Consider the following 19,308-nt stretch of genomic DNA (forward strand, 5'->3'; position numbering starts at 1 on the left):
TGCAATTATTATGCTACCACGTAGCCAAGCATATAGCCATCCTGGGTCTTAAAGTAATGAACAGTAAGTTCTCTCGTTCCCTGAGGCAAATGTACCATAGCCGTCAACTCTCCCTCATTTCTTAATTTAAAGGGCTTAATATAAATATCGCGCTTAAACTCCAACCCTTTAGTCCCATTCCATTTATAAATTGCTTCTTTAGCAACCCAACAAACGTATAAACCATCAATATTGTCGCCAATTTGTTTTTGTGCCAGTTCAATATCCGACAGAAATTTATGCTTAATACTTTTTATCTTATGCTTGATCAGCTCAATATCAACTCCCACTTTTTTAGTTTTCCCAATAATCACAGAAGCATAATCATAAGAGTGACTTAAAGAAATATGATATTCTAGATTAGGAAGATAGGGCTTGCCATGCTCATCCATCCTGCAATCAATATATTCAGATGTGTTTAGCATTGTCCTCAATAATACACGGGTGCTCAACCAATGCAACAGGCGCTTACCATTGTTCAATGAAGAAATAAAATCAAGTTCATGTTGTTTCAACTGTAAGCCAGAAAGCAGTTCTGCTTCGGTTTCCTCGATTTTCCATACAGCAAGTATGGTCTCTTCGTCAATATTTTTATTAAAAACTACAGGCATCTCTATTTTAGAAAACAATGCAAAAGTATCTTAAATTAATCATAATTTCGTCCAAATTAGATAAACCTGCAAAACTTCCTGACTTATAATCACCGATAAGCATATGATGCAGGGCCCATTATCTTTAAATAACTATACATAACACCGAAAAATGATCCTGTCTGACAAACGAATTCTTGAAGAAATAGATAAAGGCACAATTATTATTGAGCCATTTAAGGCTGAAAACCTTGGAACCAACTCCTACGATGTACATCTGGGTAAATACCTTGCTACCTACAAAGACAGGGTGTTAGATGCAAAGTCGCATAATAAAATCGAACACTTTGAAATTCCTAAAGATGGATATGTGCTGGAGCCCGGAACCCTATATCTTGGTGTAACGCTTGAATATACAGAAACTCATGCCCATGTGCCTTTTCTTGAAGGAAAATCGAGTACTGGCCGACTAGGCATTGACATCCATGCAACAGCAGGAAAAGGAGATGTGGGTTTTTGCAATACCTGGACATTAGAAATCTCTTGTACACAACCTGTCCGCATTTATGCAGGCATGCCAATCGGACAGCTCATTTATTTTGTTGTTGAAGGCAACATTGAAACTTTATACAACACAAAAAGCAATGCAAAATATAATAACAAAACCACTAAGCCTGTAGAAAGCATGATGTGGAAGAATAAGTTCTAAAAATTACAATATATTTTTCTAATAAGAAAGCCTCAATATTTGTATATTGAGGCTTTCTTATTTATGCTCATTTTATGAAACTTAAACTCGTTATTCCTGCTTTATTGATGTTAGGAATCTGTTTCTCATTTTCCAGCAAACTGGCACAAGATCCCTTTTCTGCTCTCGTAAAGCGCTACCAGGAATACGCTAAAACCAATGCACAAGAAAAAGTACATCTTCACCTGGACAAACCTTATTATGCCATAGGAGATGATATCTGGTTTAAAGCCTATGTAATTAATGCTCAAACCTACGAACCAACAAACATCAGCAAAGCATTATATGTAGAATTGATCAACGAGCAAAACAAAATAGCAACACAATTAAAACTACCCTTGGAATCTGGCATCACATGGGGAGATTTTAAATTACCTGATACTTTATCTGAAGGCAATTACCGAATAAGAGCATATACGCAGTGGATGAGGAATGCCGGCCCAGAATACTTTTTTGATAAAACCGTAAAAATCGGAAACTCATGGGCCAATAAAGTATTCACTAAAACAGCCTACAATTTCAGCACTGAAAAGGATTATGAAAAAGTAAATGCGAGAATTCAGTTTTCAGATAAAAACGGACAACCATATAACAATAATGAAGTTACTTATGAAGTCCAGATGAACAATAAAAACCTGGCTAAAGGTAAAGCCATTACTGATGCAAATGGTGAAATAAACATCAACTTCACTAATAATCAGCAAATGGATACTAAAGCCGGTAGTATCATTGCAACATTAACACTACCCAATAAAGAAAAGATAGTTAAGAATATTCCCATAACAACAACTTCGAATGCTATAGACGTTCAGTTTTTTCCTGAAGGTGGCAACTTTGTTGAATCACTACCAAACCGTCTGGCTGTAAAAGCGGTAAATGCAAGAGGAATTGGCGAAGACATATCCGGTACAGTATTGGATAACGAGGGTACTGAAATAAACCGCTTTGAAACTCAACACAGAGGTATGGGTAGTCTTGTATTAAATCCCCAACCAGGTAAAACTTATTCTGCAAAGGTTAAATTTAAAGATGGTTCGGAAAAAACGTTCCCAATAACTAAAGCACAATCCAGTGGTTATGTTCTTTCAATCAATAACAATAACCCAGATAAAATCGCAATAAAAATCCTGTTAAGCGCCGATCTTATTGGTAATACAGAATTAAAACTTATAGCCCAAAGTGGTGGGAACATCTATTTTACGACAAAATCTCCCTCTCAGAAACAAATTATAACAGCCAGTATTCCTAAAAAAGACCTTCCTTCAGGAATTGTGCAGTTCACCTTATTTAATGGCAGCAATATTCCTGTTTCTGAAAGACTTGCATTTATAAACAACACGGAAGACCGCATCAATACCACCATAGAAAATTTAAAACCTAGTTATACAAAAAGAGGAAAAGTAGATCTAACTATTTCAGGTAAAATTGCTGATAAACCTTTGCGTGGCAGCTACTCTATAGCAGTAACAAATACAGCATCTGTAAAGCCAGATCCTGAAAATGAAAGCAATATTTTAACAAGTTTATTACTCACATCTGATCTTACAGGTTATGTTGAAGCACCAAATTATTACTTCCTGAGTAACGATGTAAAAACTGCCCAGAATCTGGACATTTTAATGCTTACACAAGGGTGGAGAAGGATTTTATGGAAAAATGTCATCAATAATACGCCACTGGTAAACTCCTTCAAACCAGAAAAATCTCTGGGAATAAGCGGTGTCATCACCAGCTATGGTGGTAAACCTTTACCAAACAGCAAGGTTTCACTGTTCTCTTCTTCAGGTGGCTTTTTTGCTATTGATACATTGACAGATGACCAAGGCAGATTCAATTTTGATAAACTGATATTTTCGGATAGCACTAAATTTATCGTTCAGGGAAGAACTGCCAAGAACAAAAAGAGTGTGGACATCAAGTTGGACATTGTACCAGGACAAATCGTAACGAAAAACAAAAACACTGGAGATATAGAAGTAAACGTAAATGAAGCACTTCAGGGCTATTTAAAAAAGAGCAACAATTATTTCGACGAGTTAACCAAAAGAGGGCTACTGGAGCGAACGCTGGTGCTCAAGGAAGTAAACATTGTTGAGCAGAGAAAAGCATCTGAAACCTCAGCAAACCTGAACGGTTCGGGACGTGCGGATTTTATAGTGACTTCCGATATGTTGGACAATTGTGTTACGCTCGAACAATGTCTTATTGGCCGGGTTGCAGGATTAATCATACAAAATGGCGAACCTTACCTGATGAGAAACCTGTCTTCAGGTAGCCCAATGCAAATCATTTTAGATGGCATGAACGTGGGTTCAGACTTCCTGGATAATATTATACCTTCAGATGTAGAGACTATCGAAGTTTTGAAATCCGTTGGTAATACCGCAATTTATGGTTCACAAGGTGGTGGTGGTGTCTTAATTATAACCACTAAAAGAGGGGGAGGTTATTCATCTTCCAGCTTTGCCCCTGGAATCATGACTTATGCACCAAAAGGATATCCTCACATCAGACAATTCTACTCGCCTAAATATTCTCCGACCGAGCCAGACAACAGGGCCGACTTACGCAGTACAGTTTATTGGCAACCACACTTGTTGACCAATACAGACGGGAAAGGTCAGTTCAGCTTTTTCAATACAGATGAGGCTGGAACTTATAGAATTGTAGTAGAAGGAATAGATATGGCAGGCCGTTTAGCCAGAGCGGTATATACCTATGAAGTAAAGTAAAGAATGTTATGAATACAATTAAAGTAAATATAAAAGATCATTTAAGCCTGATCACTCTTGACAGGGGCAAATCAAATGCCTTGAATCGTGAGATGATTACAGAGTTAAATGACATATTAAATAATATATCGTCAGATCCCAATATTGCCGGGGTAATCATCAGTGGAAAAGAGCCATTCTTTTCGGCTGGATTAGACCTGATTGAGCTCTACAATTACAATGAGGAAGAAGCAGAATCATTCTGGCATCTGTTCCTGAATTTCATAGCGAATATCACTGCTTTTAAAAAGCCTTTGGTAGCTGCCATTAATGGTCATAGCCCTGCTGGTGGATGTGTAATTGCATTGGCATGCGACTACAGAGTTATGGCAGAAGGCAAATACATTATTGGATTGAATGAAGTTCCAGTAGGCATTATCGTACCCAATAGTATCTTTAATCTATATGCTTTTTGGTTAGGTTCTGCTACTGCTTCTCGCAGTTTACTGGAAGGAAAACTGTTTACACCTGAAGAAGCACTTAAAGTTGGCCTGGTAGATGAACTGGTAAATTCTGCCAGCATCATTACCGCAGCGGAACGCAAAATAAGGAATTATATGGCAATGGAGCCTAACACCTGGCAACAAAGTAAACTGAGTATTAGAAAGGATCTGATTGCCAGTACTAGTGCTGACCAGTCTGAAGCTTTAAAGGTAATGCTGCAGCAGTGGTGGGCACCCACAACCAGAAACATCTTAAAAACTATTATTGATAACCTTCAAAAGAAATAGATATGTTTAATCAGCCTATGTTAAGAGATGATGCCTTAAAAGGTAGAACTATAGTGATTACTGGAGGTGGAACAGGCCTTGGTAAAGCAATGGGTACTTACTTTCTTAAGCTAGGTGCCAATCTGGTTATCACCAGTCGCAAATTGGATGTGCTCCAAAAAACAGCAAAGGAGATGGAGCAGGAAACCGGAGGAAAGGTTCTTGCTTTGGCCTGTGATGTTAGAGAATATGATCAGGTAGAAAATGTGCTTGCCGAAAGCATAAAAACCTTTGGCAAAGTGGATAGTCTCCTGAACAATGCAGCTGGTAATTTCATCTCTCCTACGGAGCGTTTATCGGCTAATGCTTTCTCTAGCATTATTGATATTGTACTGAAAGGCTCCGTAAACTGTACGCTGGCTTTTGGAAAACACTGGATTAAAGAGAAACAAGCTGCAAGCATTGTAAATATAGTGACTACGTATGCTTTTACCGGATCTGCCTATGTTGTCCCTTCTGCTTGTGCAAAAGGTGGGGTATTGGCCATGACTCGCTCTCTAGCAGTTGAATGGGGTAAATATGGTATCCGGACCAATGCTATTGCACCAGGCCCATTTCCTACAAAAGGAGCGTGGGAAAGATTGCTACCTGGTGATTTAGCTGAAAAGTTTGATTTTAAAAACAGAGTACCTTTAAAACGTGTAGGTGATCATCAGGAGCTTGCAAACCTGGCTGCTTATCTGATTAGTGATTTTTCTGGTTACATCAACGGAGAAGTAATCACTATTGATGGAGGAGAATGGTTGCAAGGTGCTGGGCAGTTTAACGGATTAGAAGCTGTCCCAAATGAAATGTGGGATGCTTTTGAGCAAATGACAAGATCGGCGAAGGGAAGTTAAAACTAAGTTTACCACTTGATTAAAGCACTTGCCCAGGTAAAACCTGAGCCAAAAGCAGCAAGACATACCAGGTCTCCATCTTTAATTTTACCAGCCTCCCAGGCTTCACATAATGCTATTGGCACAGAAGCAGCAGTGGTATTGCCATATTTTTGAATGTTGTTAAATACTTTATTATCCGGTAAGCCTAACAATTGTTGCACATACTGACTGATCCTTAAATTAGCTTGATGTGGAACCAGCAGGTCAATATCTGCAGCAGTTAATTTGTTAGCTTTTAAAGCCTCATTAATTACCTCAGGAAATTTTACCACAGCCTTTTTAAATACCGCAGGCCCATCCATATAAGGTAAAGCAGCACCACTTTCCAATTGTTCAGATGTCATAAATAAGCCGCCAAGCTCCTGATCAGGGTAACCTGGCTTATCTTTCAACCATTTATTGGCATTCGATCCAGGATAAAACATTGCCAATAGCTCTGCATCTGCCCCATCACTATGTAAATGTGTACTCAATATGCCCTGGTCTTCTTTTTGTGCTGGCTGCAAAACAACTGCTCCTGCACCATCCCCAAATATTACAGAAACATTTCGGCTACGTGTTTCAAAATCCATAGCAAATGAATGCTTTTCGCTACCTACTACCAATATATTTTTATACATACCGGTTTTAATAAATTGATCAGCAACAGATAAAGCATATACAAAGCCAGAACATTGATTTCGGATATCCAATGCTCCAATCTCTTTCATTTTCATTTCGCGCTGTAGCAAAACGCCACAGCCTGGAAAGTAATAATCAGGGCTAAGGGTAGCAAAGATGATAAAGTCTACATCCTGCGCAGTAATACCAGCACGTTCAATTGCAATTTTAGCCGCCTCAACCCCCATTGTAGTAGTCGTTTCTTCTAAGCGATCTGCAAATCGTCGTTCCTTAATCCCAGTACGCTCCTGTATCCATTCATCACTGGTATCCATAAATCGTGATAAATCAGTATTGGTATAAACATTTTTAGGAACGTAATAACCTATTCCGGCGATCTTTGAACGATACATAATACTTGGCTTAATTACTAATTTTAAGCAAAAATAACTTTAACTACAACATTATTTTGAAATTAGCTTAAATTTGTAGCATGTCAACAGAAACCAAAGAGGAAACATTTACACTAAAGGAAATATTAAGTTCGTTAAAAACTGTTCATCGTTTAATTCTTTGGAACGATGATGTGAATACTTTTGAGCATGTTATTCATTGTATGATGCAATATCTTGATTACTCAGAAAGCCAAGCAGAAAAAATTGCATGGGAAGTCCATACTAAAGGTAAGTGTGCAGTTCTGGAAGGTTCATTTACAGAAATGGAAGTTTACCGTAAAATACTACAGTCAGAAGGACTTACTGCGACTGTTGACTAAAGTTTGTAGTATTACTACAACTATTAACCTCTACAAAATCTCTTTGTAATAAAATAGTTACGCCCCGTTTTTTAAACTTCGTTATTGTTTTTTTGTCCATCTTAGACAAACACACAAAAAAGAACCACATTAATGACGAATTACGCCTGCAATTTTTTGCTTCTAACTTTTGCTATCTTAACTTTTCAAATAAAAGCAAATGCACAAAGTACTGGTGATGGAAAGATTACCGCTAAAGTTGTTGACGCTCAAAGCAATGAAACCATTCCATTTGCATCAGCAATAGTTATCGACAGAAAAACAAAAGCAGTTGTAAAGGGAGTTCAGGCTGATGTAAATGGCAATCTAACAGTAAATGCTCTTCCTAAAGGTACTTTCACTTTTAAAGTGAGCTATGTCGGCTACCAGACTATGGTTAGAGATTCCGTTTCGATCAGTGACACACACAATAATATAAATCTTGGTACAGTTAAAATGAAACCTGCCAAAGGTACAGCATTGAAGGAAGTTGCCATCACTGCTCAAAAAGCTACTATGCAATTGGGTATTGATAAAAAAGTTTTCTCTGTAGACCAGAGTTTAGTAAGTGAGGGTGGATCTGCATCTGATCTTTTGCAGAATGTTCCCTCGGTACAATCAGATATTGATGGAAACATAAGTCTTAGAGGTTCTACGGGTGTAAAAGTCTTAATTGACGGAAAACCCTCTATGATAGCAGGTGGCAATGTAGCTCAGATTCTGCAATCCCTACCTGCCAGTTCCATTGAAACAGTAGAGCTAATTACTAACCCATCAGCAAAGTATGATGCAGAAGGACAATCTGGCATCATCAACATTGTTTTAAAGAAAAACAAAAAATTAGGATTGAATGGCTCAGTTGCACTTACTGCAGGGAATCGAGACAATTACAATGCAAATACAAGTTTGAGTTTTCAAAACAGCAAAATAAACGTTTATGGAAACTATAGCTACCGCAATGGAAATAGGTTCGGAAGTGGTTATAACAATCTAGCATACAACCCATTCAGAACAGATACGGCTTATGCAAATCAAAGCACTGACTCGAAATCAACTGACATTGGACATAACGTAAAAGCTGGATTAGATTATTATTTAGGTGAAAAAAGTATTATTAGCTTCACTGGTGGTTTTAACCAAAGAGACAATGACAGGAGAGAGTTCATAAATATTGAGATTCTGAAGCCAGATTATATTGCGCGTGACCTGAGCAATAGAAATAATACCAATAAAGGCGGGGGACATACCTATGACCTTAACCTTGACTTTGTACAGAAATTTAAAAACCCTAAGGAAGAACTGACCTTCAATTTCAGCTATTCTAATGGTACAAATAATAGTAATCAGAACCTATCGACGGATATGTATTTTTATAATGGAGCTCCTGTAAGCAATCCCATTGAAATTCAAATCAATGATGGAACTGGTACTAACAACAGCTACAACATACAAGTAGATTATTCGCTACCTGTTAGCAAAACCGGAAAAATTGAAACGGGTTACCGCAGTCAAATCAGGAATGTAGTCAACAATACTTTCTCTACTAACTATGATTATACCAGCGATCTTTATGTTCCGAATTATGCGTTAACTAACAATTTCGATAGTAAAGATCAGGTTCATGCTTTATATGTAAACTATCAGAATCAATATAAAAACTTTGGTTATCAGGTGGGCTTAAGAGCAGAAGATGCTGTTCTTGACACCAGACTTGGTTCTTTTGACGAAAATGGTGCCTTAAGTTATACTCCTGGAAAAGTAGATTACAGACGTTTATATCCTAGTATATTTTTAACACAAAAACTGAACAAGGAACAGCAGCTGCAATTGAGTTACAGCAGACGTGTTAACCGTCCTAGGGGCTGGGATACCAATCCATTTGTTGATGTGTCTGACCCTCTCATTCGCCGTCAGGGTAATCCAAACTTAAAACCAGAAGATGTTCATGCTTATGAGTTGAGTTATAGCAAATACTGGAAAAAAATCACTTTTATTTCCACAGCTTACGTGCGTCAAACCAATGACGTCATCCAACGAATCAGAACAAATGTTGATGATTATATCCTTGTTACACCACAAAATTTAGCTAGCGAGATATCAAGCGGATTGGAACTTATTGGCCGTTTTGATGTAGCTAAAGCATGGAATGTTACAGGAAACGCAAACCTATACCAAAGAAAATTAAATGGGATTCCTGTAAATAGTGCTGTAGAAAGTTCTGGCTTTAGCTGGAACGCCAATTTAACGAACAACTTCGTGCTACCTTATAATATCACTTTACAGGTAAAAGGCGATTACCGTTCAAAAGAGATTATGGCACAAGGTACAAGAAATGCGATGTATGTAGTTGATGCTGGTGCGAAATACGATTTTAAGAATAAAGCCTCTTCACTTAGCTTAAATGTAAGAGATGTTTTCAATACCAGAAACTGGAGCATGACTACTACTGCAAATGGTGTTATTACCGACTTTAAGCGTAACATGAGAGGTACAGTAATGAGCCTAACATATTCTTACCGTTTTGGTAAAAATAGTTTTAACTTTAAAAAGAATAAAAAATCAGACCAGCAGGAAATGCGTTCTGACGAAGAGTCATTTTAAACCGAACATAACCAACCTAACCAATATTGAAAAAGTATTTATCCTTTATAATTGGCTTTTTATTGCTGATAAGCGTTACTAATGCATACGCTATCGTTGAAAAGGGCATCATAACCGGAAAGGTCATTGAACAGCAAGGTGCACTCCCGATTCCGTCAGCAGTAGTAGCAATATATGAAGCAGGTGCAGAACAACCATTAAGGACAACTTCAACTGATGAAAATGGGCTTTTCAAATTCGAAGCCTTAAAACCTGGAACTTATAAAATTAAAGTAAGCTTTGTTGGCTTTGCAAGTTTAACTGTTAATGAGGTCATCATTGCCGAAAAAAGCCTTGAACGTGATCTGGGGAGTTTAAAGCTAAGCAGCGAACAGAATGATTTAAGTGAAGTTACAATTACAGCGGAAAAACCAGTTATTGAGTTTGCCGCTGATATGATTACTTATAATGTAGACAAATCTATATTAGCTGAAGGAAGCACGGCAAATGACATCCTTAAAAATGTCCCAATGGTACAAGTTGATATTGATGGGAATGCAACTATTGCTGGTAAACGTTCAACAAGAATTTTTATTGATGGTAAACCATCTGATTACATGACTTCTAATATTGCAGATCTGTTAAATGTCTTACCCTCTGATGCAATCCAAAAAATAGAGGTCATGACAAACCCACCTGCAAGGTATTCTGGAGATGGAGAAGGAATTATCAACATTGTAATGAAAAGGGGTTTTGCGATTGGTTTTAATGGCAATGCTGGTATTACAGCCGGAGTACAAGGTAACACAAACATGAACACTAATGCCTCCTATCGCAGTAAAAACTACTCATTAACAGGAAGTGCAGCTTATAGAAGTGGTATTGGTAAAAGTAATTCTAATTCTTACCGTGAAAACTTTGATCTGGTTAAAGACACTACATTCTATTACGATAATTATACCGACAGCAGAAGTGAAAGTAATGGAGGGAATTTCAGAGCTGGACTTGATTGGGACATTTCACCTTCACAAAACTTAAGGGTAAGCACCAACTTCAACATCAACAATAGTGATAGCTGGTCTGGTACTGATTTTAATTTCTTAAGTGAAGAACTTGACTTAAGACGGGTACGTAAACAATTGAGCATAGCTGATGGAAATAGTTATAATGTTGTGTTTAATGCTGATTATAGCTTGACCGCAAAAGAGAGCGGAGAGAAACTTACAATTGGCATCACCTATAATAACAACGCTAACAGCAGTTTAAGAATACTAGACCAACATTATACCTTACCCACCACCCTCAAACCATCACTTAGAGAGACTGGAACTGATATAGGTAATGGCGGGCTCACTTTTAATCTGGATTACGACAAACCCGTATTTAATAAGCGTGATCGGTTTGAAGCAGGTTTAATGTTTACACAGCGGAAAAATGACAATGATTTACTGGTTAGAGACTTTAATTTTACAACGGATGAATATATAATTTCTCAAAAGCTCAGTAATCAGTTTTTATACAATGAAAGAATAATTGCCGGCTATAGCTCTTACAATTATAAAACTAAAAGTTTTGGTGTTAAAGCCGGGATCAGGGCTGAATTGACTGATGTAGATTTCGATCTCTCCTCTGGTGCGAACTATAACATCAAACCTTACCTAAGCTTATTCCCAAATATTTCTTTAAACCACTTTTTCAAAAAAAGATACAATATAGGCGCTACTTACAGTGTACGTGTAAACAGACCAAGGGAAAATACCTTAAATCCACAAATCAATGACAATGATCCTCTGAATATATCGTTTGGTAATCCAGGTCTGGTTCCTGCATATACTCATCAAATGGACATCAGTTTTGGGGTATTTGGTGAAACATGGTCCTTCACACCCCGACTATCATATTCTACCAGCAGTGGCGTAATCGAAAGATACCGATCTGTAGAAGTCGTAAATGGTGTAGCCTCTTCCGAAACAACTTTCTATAATGTAGGTTCAAATGATATATTTGGATTAATATTGATTGGGAATTATAAGCCAAGTAAAAAATTGTCAACTAATGCTAATTTAACACTCACACAAAGCAATTATAAGTCTTCTCTAAACTCAGCCTTGAACAGAACAGGGTTGAGCTTAAGAAGTGCCATGGGACTCTCTATACAGCTGCCTCTTAGAACTGCATTTGAAGCCAATGTAAATTATGCAAACAATGTAAATGCACAAGGACGAACAAAAGGCTCAATTACCACCAGTATGGCTGCCCGAAAAACATTTCTTAAAAACCGACTGAGTACGCGCATAACTATTTCAGACCCATTTGGCAGGCGCAACGACATGTTGTATAGCGAAGGTCTTAATTTTAACCTTCAAAGCTTCACCACCCGTAACACCAGTAATGTAACGATGAGCGTTAACTATCGATTTACAAAAATTAAAAAAGTACCTCCTGTCCCTAAACCCAAATAGCAGGCTAAAAACAGAATTTCGTATATTGCGCCCATGGAACAGCATAATCCCTGGATAACGATTGACAGCCATAAGATTTACGAAAATCAATGGATTGGATTAACTGAGCATAATGTAATTAACCCATCTGGTGGTAAAGGCATTTATGGCGAAGTACATTTCAAAAACTATGCAATTGGCATTATGGTATTGGATGCAGAGCATAATACCTGGCTTGTCGGACAATATCGCTTTCCATTAAAAGCATACAGCTGGGAAATCCCGGAAGGTGGTGGACCACTTGAATCTGATCCACTAGAAAGCGCAAAACGAGAACTTTTGGAAGAAACAGGTCTTACGGCAAATGAATGGACTGAAATGCAACGCATTCACTTATCTAACTCAGTAAGTAACGAACTGGGCATTATTTACATGGCAAGGGATCTTAATCAGGGTAAATCATCTCCTGAAGAAACAGAACAGCTAGAAGTACAGAGACTACCTTTTGATGAAGCTTATCAGATGGTAATGAATGGCGAAATTACTGACAGCATGAGTATTGCTGCTATCTTAAAAACAAAAATATTGATCCTGGACGGTCACTTATAACATATACTTACTGAACTAATTTTATGAACAAGTTTTTTGGCTATATCTTCAGCCCGGTTTTTTACATCTTTTTCGGGTTGTCATTAGTTGTTTTTCATCCTATCCAGTGGATTTGCTACAGATTTTTTGGTTACAAAGCGCATAAAGCTTCTGTTGATGCCCTTAATTTTTTTCTAACATATAGCGACCTCTTAATGGGTAGCTCTATTACTCTTGTAAATGACCAGAATTTACCACTTAACCGTCCTATTATCTTTGTAGCCAATCACCAAAGCATGTACGATATTCCAGGGTTAATCTGGTTCCTGAGAAAATTCCATGTGAAATTCATTTCTAAAATTGAATTAACAAAAGGGATTCCTTCTATTTCGTACAACCTAAAATATGGTGGTGGAGCAAATATAAACCGTAAAGATAGCAAACAGGCAGTATCTGAACTGATAAAACTTGGCAGACGCATGAAAGAAAACAACTGGTCTGCCATGATATTTGCTGAGGGCACCAGGGCCAAAGATGGGCAAATGAAACCCTTCCAGGTTGGGGGCATTGCTACACTATTAAAAGTTGTTCCCGATGCGCTGATTGTACCAGTAGCGATTGAAAACTCATGGAAACTAGTTCAATATGGAATGTTCCCATTAAGCTTTGGTGAAAAATTAAAGTGGACAGTATTACCTCCTTTAAACACAACAGATAAGAATCCGGAACAGATTGTACTGGATGCTGAAAATGCAATAAGAGTTAAGCTAAACCAGGTTAAAGCGGTTTAATTAAATATTCTTATTATCAATATGTCTGAAAAACTCCTCCCTGTAAGTATCACCTATAGGAATAATTTTACTACATATAGTAATTCTGCTTCGTTCAATGCTTTCAATTTTATCCAGTGCTATAATATATGATTTATGAACCCTGATGAATTGATCCTTAGGTAAGGTTTCTTCCATCTTTTTCATATTCTGTAAGGTAATTATCCGTTCGTTCTTTGTAAAGATAGAAATGTAGTCTTTCAGACCTTCTATATAAAGAATATCATCCAGTTCTATTTTTTGAATTTTATGCTCTGTTTTTACAAAAATAAAATCCTGTATTGGGTTGGGTACCGGGGCAACAGCTGCAGGTGTAGATGTAACTCCAAATAAGGGTTGTATCGCTGAACCAGAAGAAGGCTGTGATTTCATGCGATCATGCACTTTCTCCACAGCTTTATAGAAACGATCAAAAGCTATAGGTTTTAACAGATAATCCGATACATTAAGATCATAACTTTCCAATGCATACTGAGAATAAGCAGTAGTTAAAATGTAACTTGCCTTACCATTAGCAATCTTTAAAAACTGTATCCCTGTAAGTTCGGGCATCTGAATATCCAGAAACACCAGGTCAACCCCTCCTGCTTGCACCATTTGCAAGGCCTCTATGGCATTTTCTGTACGTTTAACCAATTCCAAAAAAGGAACTTTAGAAACATAATCCTCAATAATATCCAGCGCTAATGGCTCATCATCAACGGCAATACATTTTAACTTTGTCATATATCAAGCATTAGTTCTGTAGTATAATGAGTTTCCGAATTTACGATATTTAATTTATACCGTTCAGGATAAAGCAGCTGTAATCTGCGCTCTACATTGTTCAAACCCACACCACCCATGATATCTTTATTGTATTTATTCTTTTTATTACTCACACTGAAATGCAGTATCTTCTGATTAGCAATGATATTAATCCTGATTGGATCATTAGGGTCATTAGCAACGCCATGCTTAAAAGCATTCTCCACAAAAGAGATCAGAATCAAAGGCACAACAGGCTGATCATCTATCTCTCCATTTAATGTAAATTCTACCGCTGCACCATCTTTAAAACGTAATTTTTGCAGCTCTATATAACTCTGAACATAAGCAACCTCTTTACTCAACGATACCCAGCTATCGTTACTCTCATAGATCATATAACGCATAATCTCAGATAGTTTTAAAATAGCATCAGCTGTTTTTTCTGACTTTTGATAAGCAAGAGAATAAATATTATTTAATGAATTGAATAAGAAGTGAGGATTAAGTTGCGATTTTAAGAACTGCAATTCCATATCTCTTTTTTCGCTCACTAAGTCACGCTGAATCCGCTCACTGCCAAACCAATCTATAGCAAGTTTTAACAAAGCACTTACAACGACAAAAAAACCCGATACGAAGATGGAAAACACGACATATTTAGTCAGTTCAAGGTACTCTATTTTACCTGTACGCTCATCAAAGTAACTTAAAAAGAAATCACTGTTAAGACTAGCCACTACGATTTTTATAAGTACCATAACGCCAATGAGCATAAATATGGAAACCATATACAAGCCATATTTTTTCTTTTGCTTGACCAGTATCGGAATGAGCAGTGTATAATTAATATAAAAGATAGACAGATTGATTAAAGCAAAATAAGCAAATCTAACTCCTGCCTCATACAATGTCGGTTGTTCATGCGCGCCGAAAGTATCCCAGAGTAATACAGATAGGATAAGTATCCAAAATATAAGATGTACAGCTAAGGGCCCTTTGCTTTTCATTTAAACCGGTTAGTAATTATGATTTGATCTATCAAATTACACAAATCTAATTATTTTAAAATGCAGGTGATCGACGAACTGGCATTTTTCTTCTACGAACAGGTAATATTGGTAAGATTCTTCAAAAGCTTCCGTTTTTTACTGTTTATCTAAGAAATTATACAATTGGTCTAAAAGATTTTAGCAGCCTGTTTTTAATTATTCTATTTGTTTCATCAAATAACAACAAGAAATTAAAAACTTAATAAAAGACATATGAAAACTTTAGCAAACACTTCGCCTTTCTTATTGCTTCTGGTACCAGTCTTTATAATGATATTATTAACCTTTACAAAGGCTGGACCTAGTAATCCAACTGAGGGTATAGTATCAAAAACACCTGCCTCGCAGAACAGTTTTATAAAGGTAAGTATTCCTTTTTTCAGACAATAGATCTGTACATTCTTACCTGAATGCATCATTCCAGGCCCTTACATAGAAAATTTAGTTTAGTTAATAATAAATCTGGCGGTGGATACCGCCATTTTTTTTGTTGAACATTTTGAAAACTAAAAAATTAGTTATAGATTTATACTAAGATTTTAGTTATACCGCAAAATACGCGTTAAACGGAATAACAAGCCAATATAAAATTTTCAACAGAATAAAATATGGAATTAAAGGACTTAACTAAAGCAGAAGAGCAGATCATGCAAATTCTCTGGCAACTGGAAAAAGGCTTCGTTAAAGAAGTAGTAGATCTTTTGCCTGAGCCTAAACCGGCTTATAATACCGTATCTACCATCATTCGTATACTGGAATCAAAAGGGTTTCTTGGGCATGAGGCTTTTGGTAAATCTCACCAGTATTATCCCTTGATCAGTAAAGAAGATTATAAACGTCATGCAACAGAAAAACTATTGGACGGATATTTTGAAAGTTCTGTAGAAAGCATGTTCTCATTTTTTGTAAAGGAAGAAAAGCTTGACCTGAGTGATGTAGATGAAATTCTTAAAATGATTAATAAAATTAAAAACAGACCAAGATGAGTTGGGCACATTACATACTGCAAGTCAACATTTACCTGGTGGTATTTTATGGCTTCTATAAGTTATTGTTAGACAAAGAAACTTATTTCACCCTTAATCGAATCTATCTAGTCTCTGCAGGCATATTATCCCTTGCTATTCCATATTTAAGATTTGAATGGTTTACCAAACAAGCAGTTGTACAACCTGTATATATAAGTGTAGGACAATTAATGAGTCAGGTAAGCATTGTTGAAGATAAAAGTACTGATTTAAGCATAGGCAACCTCATCGTTTTAGTCTATCTGACTGGCACTTTATTTTTTGCCTCCAGATTCATATTTAACCTATGGTTGGTGAAGAAAAAAATGAAGCGACAAGAGGATGATGATGCCTTTTCATTCTTCCGCAGTAAAAGAATAGGAAACAGCTTACCTCATTCTAATACAATCCATAGACATGAAGACATACACATTCGCCAATGGCATAGTGTTGATGTCATTTTTTTTGAAGTATTAAACATCTTTACCTGGTTTAATCCCATCATTTACTTTTACAAAAATTCAATTAAAAGTATCCATGAATATCTTGCAGACGATGAAGCAGCCAGATTTCAAGGAAGTAAAGATGAGTACGCTTTGCTATTATTAAGCCGTGCATTCGGCGTCCCGGTTAATACATTAACAAATAATTTTTTTAATAAATCATTAATAAAAAGAAGAATATTTATGTTACATAAACAAAGATCAAGGAAAGTAGCCATTCTTAAATATGGCCTCTTCATCCCCCTTTTTGCAATTGCCCTGATCATGTCTTCAGCTACGATTAGCGATAATGAGAAGATTCAAAGCGTTACCGATAACATACCTTTAAACACTCCACTCGAAGTGATCAATAATGTAGTGACTGCTACAGTTGAACCAATCACACCGAAATTGGTAAAGGAAAAACAAGCTTCTATTCAGGGCTTGCTACATAAAATGACTGGATGGGATGATTTTTACAAATTTGTAAAGATGAATATCAAATACCCTTCAATGGCACAAAGAGATAAAATCATAGGCACTACCATGATTAAATTCACAGTTGCAAATGGACAACTTGAAGATGTAGGGATTGTGACAAAATTAGGAGGAGGTTGTGATGCAGAAGCGCTAAGATGTATTGCCCTATTTGATGGATACAAATCAATTAAAGATGGTAAATACACCTTAAAAGTTAAGTTTTCACTTAGTAATAGCAAAGAGCCTATACTAAATACTAAAATTTCACCTTTAAAGGGATATACAGCTTTAAATGATGTTGTTGTAACCACAGCTTTAAATGATATTGTAGTAATAGGATACGGAAACAAAACTAATGCTCCAACAAATAATGATGGAGAAAATAAGATCTTTGATTTTGTTTCTATAGAGAAACAACCTCAGTTTCCAGGGGGTATGACTAAGTTTTATGAATATTTGAGTAAAAGCCTTAAATATCCAACTGAAGCAGTCAAGAACAAAGTAGAAGGTAAAGTCTTTCTGTCGTTTATTGTCGAAAAAGATGGTACGCTGAATGACATTACGGTTATGCGAAGCCTGGGAAGTGGCACTGATGAAGAAGCAGTGCGTGTATTAAAAGAATCACCAAAATGGATTGCCGGTATACAAAAAGGCAAGGCTGTACGGGTAAAATATAATATTCCAATCAGCTTTAACTTAAATAAAACATCTCAGAGTACAGCTAGCCCAACAATCAAAAAAGATCCATCACCTATAAATAATATGGGCGTCAGTTTTGGTGACAATAATAGTGGAGAGATGAAGTTTGGGGATAAAGCCGGGAATCAACCACTTTATATAGTTGATGGAAAAACTATTGATAATTTTAATATTGCAAATATAGATCCCAAAACAATTGAATCAATAAATGTATTTAAAGATGCTAAAGCAACAGCTTTATATGGGACAAAAGGTGCTAACGGGGTGATTGTTATTGTCACAAAGAAAAACAAAATACCAGAAAAAACTTCCGAATTACAAGAGAAGAAAGAGTAGCATAAACAAAAAGTACTACGCAAAGAGACCCGGTCAATGTGGCCGGGTCTCTTCGTGTAGTACCTTGTCTCGTTCTATAAAACTATTAAATATCTTCCTCAGATACAAATTTTGCAGAATAAAAATCTCTATTCATGCGTGCTATGTTCTCTAAAGATATGCCTTTAGGGCATTCTGCCTCACAAGCTCCTGTATTGGTACAATTTCCAAAACCTTCTGCATCCATTTGTGCAACCATACTCTGAACCCTACGGTAGCGCTCTGGCTGGCCTTGTGGTAATTGTGCAAGCTGTGAAATCTTTGCAGATACGAATAACATTGCTGAAGCATTTTTACAAGTAGCCACACAAGCACCACATCCGATACAAGCTGCAGCTTCGAAAGCTGAATCGGCCTGCACCTTAGGAATAGGAAGGTTGTTGGCATCTTGTGCATTTCCTGTATTTACCGAAATAAAGCCTCCAGCTGCAATAACTCTGTCGAATGCAGATCTATCTACAGTTAAATCTTTTATTACCGGAAAAGCCTTTGCTCTCCATGGCTCAACAACGATGGTATCACCATCTTTAAATGAGCGCATGTGTAACTGACAAGTTGTAATTCCTTCTTTTGGTCCGTGAGGCCTGCCATTGATAAACATAGAGCAAGCACCACAGATCCCTTCTCTACAGTCGTGATCAAACACAACAGGCTCGTCACCCTTAGAAATTAATTCTTCGTTCAATACGTCAAACATTTCTAAGAAAGACATATCAGGAGAAATCTCCGATAGTTTATAATCAACCAAACTACCTTTGGCTTTTGTATTTTTTTGACGCCAGATTTTCAGCGTTAAATTCATATTTCCTGTACTCATGATATTGAGATTTTAGTA

Annotated in this window: 16 protein-coding genes; 11 read left to right on the forward strand and 5 right to left on the reverse strand. The window is 36.8% G+C overall.

The features are described from left to right. Positions 1-8: 8 nt before the first annotated feature. Positions 9-650: a 4'-phosphopantetheinyl transferase superfamily protein gene (locus WC623_RS03475; RefSeq protein ID WP_372848121.1), complete on the reverse strand. Its 642-nt coding sequence runs from the start codon at positions 648-650 to the stop codon at positions 9-11. Between the two features lie 151 nt (positions 651-801). Between WC623_RS03475 and dcd the strand changes: the two genes are divergently transcribed. The 4 genes from dcd to WC623_RS03495 all read left to right on the forward strand — a co-directional run bounded on the left by dcd (position 802) and on the right by WC623_RS03495 (position 5,757). Beyond that, entirely contained in the window at positions 802-1,338 is a 537-nt protein-coding gene (gene dcd / locus WC623_RS03480) for a dCTP deaminase (RefSeq protein WP_372848122.1), read from the forward strand. Positions 1,339-1,412: 74 nt separating this feature from the next. After that, the gene (locus WC623_RS03485) at positions 1,413-4,109 is read left to right on the forward strand and encodes a TonB-dependent receptor plug domain-containing protein (RefSeq protein WP_372848123.1); all 2,697 of its coding nucleotides are present in this window, start codon (positions 1,413-1,415) and stop codon (positions 4,107-4,109) included. 8 nt (positions 4,110-4,117) lie between these two features. Next, on the forward strand, positions 4,118-4,879 hold the full coding sequence (locus WC623_RS03490) for an enoyl-CoA hydratase/isomerase family protein (protein WP_372848124.1): 762 nt from the start codon (positions 4,118-4,120) through the stop codon (positions 4,877-4,879). 2 nt (positions 4,880-4,881) lie between these two features. Then, complete coding sequence (locus WC623_RS03495; protein WP_372848125.1) at positions 4,882-5,757, forward strand: SDR family oxidoreductase; 876 nt, start codon at positions 4,882-4,884, stop codon at positions 5,755-5,757. A gap of 8 nt (positions 5,758-5,765) precedes the next feature. Here the strand turns inward: WC623_RS03495 and WC623_RS03500 are convergent, their stop codons facing one another. After that, positions 5,766-6,812: a 3-oxoacyl-ACP synthase III family protein gene (locus WC623_RS03500; protein ID WP_372848126.1), complete on the reverse strand. Its 1,047-nt coding sequence runs from the start codon at positions 6,810-6,812 to the stop codon at positions 5,766-5,768. Positions 6,813-6,892: 80 nt separating this feature from the next. Between WC623_RS03500 and WC623_RS03505 the strand changes: the two genes are divergently transcribed. From WC623_RS03505 to WC623_RS03525, 5 genes are all read left to right on the forward strand, one after another. Beyond that, on the forward strand, positions 6,893-7,174 hold the full coding sequence (locus WC623_RS03505; RefSeq protein WP_372848127.1) for an ATP-dependent Clp protease adaptor ClpS: 282 nt from the start codon (positions 6,893-6,895) through the stop codon (positions 7,172-7,174). 132 nt (positions 7,175-7,306) lie between these two features. Beyond that, positions 7,307-9,793 carry a TonB-dependent receptor domain-containing protein gene (locus tag WC623_RS03510; RefSeq protein ID WP_372848128.1) on the forward strand — a complete coding sequence of 829 codons (2,487 nt, stop codon included), beginning with the start codon at positions 7,307-7,309 and terminating at the stop codon, positions 9,791-9,793. Positions 9,794-9,819: 26 nt separating this feature from the next. Continuing rightward, entirely contained in the window at positions 9,820-12,234 is a 2,415-nt protein-coding gene (locus tag WC623_RS03515; RefSeq protein ID WP_372848129.1) for an outer membrane beta-barrel protein, read from the forward strand. Between the two features lie 33 nt (positions 12,235-12,267). Further along, a complete protein-coding gene (locus WC623_RS03520; protein WP_372848130.1) occupies positions 12,268-12,822 on the forward strand; it encodes an NUDIX domain-containing protein in 555 nt (184 codons plus the stop codon). A 23-nt stretch (positions 12,823-12,845) separates the two neighbouring features. Further along, on the forward strand, positions 12,846-13,592 hold the full coding sequence (locus tag WC623_RS03525) for a lysophospholipid acyltransferase family protein (RefSeq protein ID WP_372848131.1): 747 nt from the start codon (positions 12,846-12,848) through the stop codon (positions 13,590-13,592). Here WC623_RS03525 and WC623_RS03530 read toward each other — a convergent pair whose 3' ends face one another. Both WC623_RS03530 and WC623_RS03535 read right to left on the reverse strand, forming a co-directional pair. Continuing rightward, complete coding sequence (locus tag WC623_RS03530) at positions 13,593-14,357, reverse strand: LytR/AlgR family response regulator transcription factor (protein ID WP_372848132.1); 765 nt, start codon at positions 14,355-14,357, stop codon at positions 13,593-13,595. Then, the gene (locus WC623_RS03535) at positions 14,354-15,388 is read right to left on the reverse strand and encodes a sensor histidine kinase (RefSeq protein WP_372848133.1); all 1,035 of its coding nucleotides are present in this window, start codon (positions 15,386-15,388) and stop codon (positions 14,354-14,356) included. Before WC623_RS03535 ends, WC623_RS03530 begins: the two co-directional genes overlap by 4 nt. A 650-nt stretch (positions 15,389-16,038) precedes the next feature. Here WC623_RS03535 and WC623_RS03540 point away from each other — a divergent pair. Both WC623_RS03540 and WC623_RS03545 read left to right on the forward strand, forming a co-directional pair. Beyond that, on the forward strand, positions 16,039-16,416 hold the full coding sequence (locus WC623_RS03540; RefSeq protein ID WP_372848134.1) for a BlaI/MecI/CopY family transcriptional regulator: 378 nt from the start codon (positions 16,039-16,041) through the stop codon (positions 16,414-16,416). Continuing rightward, positions 16,413-18,434 (forward strand): TonB family protein, encoded by a 2,022-nt coding sequence (locus tag WC623_RS03545; RefSeq protein WP_372848135.1) that lies wholly within the window; start codon positions 16,413-16,415, stop codon positions 18,432-18,434. The genes WC623_RS03540 and WC623_RS03545 overlap by 4 nt, the downstream gene beginning before the upstream one ends. Before the next feature lie 85 nt (positions 18,435-18,519). Here the strand turns inward: WC623_RS03545 and WC623_RS03550 are convergent, their stop codons facing one another. After that, entirely contained in the window at positions 18,520-19,290 is a 771-nt protein-coding gene (locus WC623_RS03550; RefSeq protein ID WP_316816960.1) for a succinate dehydrogenase/fumarate reductase iron-sulfur subunit, read from the reverse strand. Positions 19,291-19,308 lie beyond the last annotated feature (18 nt).

It is taken from the genome of Pedobacter sp. (assembly GCF_041645105.1).
GTDB lineage: Bacteria > Bacteroidota > Bacteroidia > Sphingobacteriales > Sphingobacteriaceae > Pedobacter.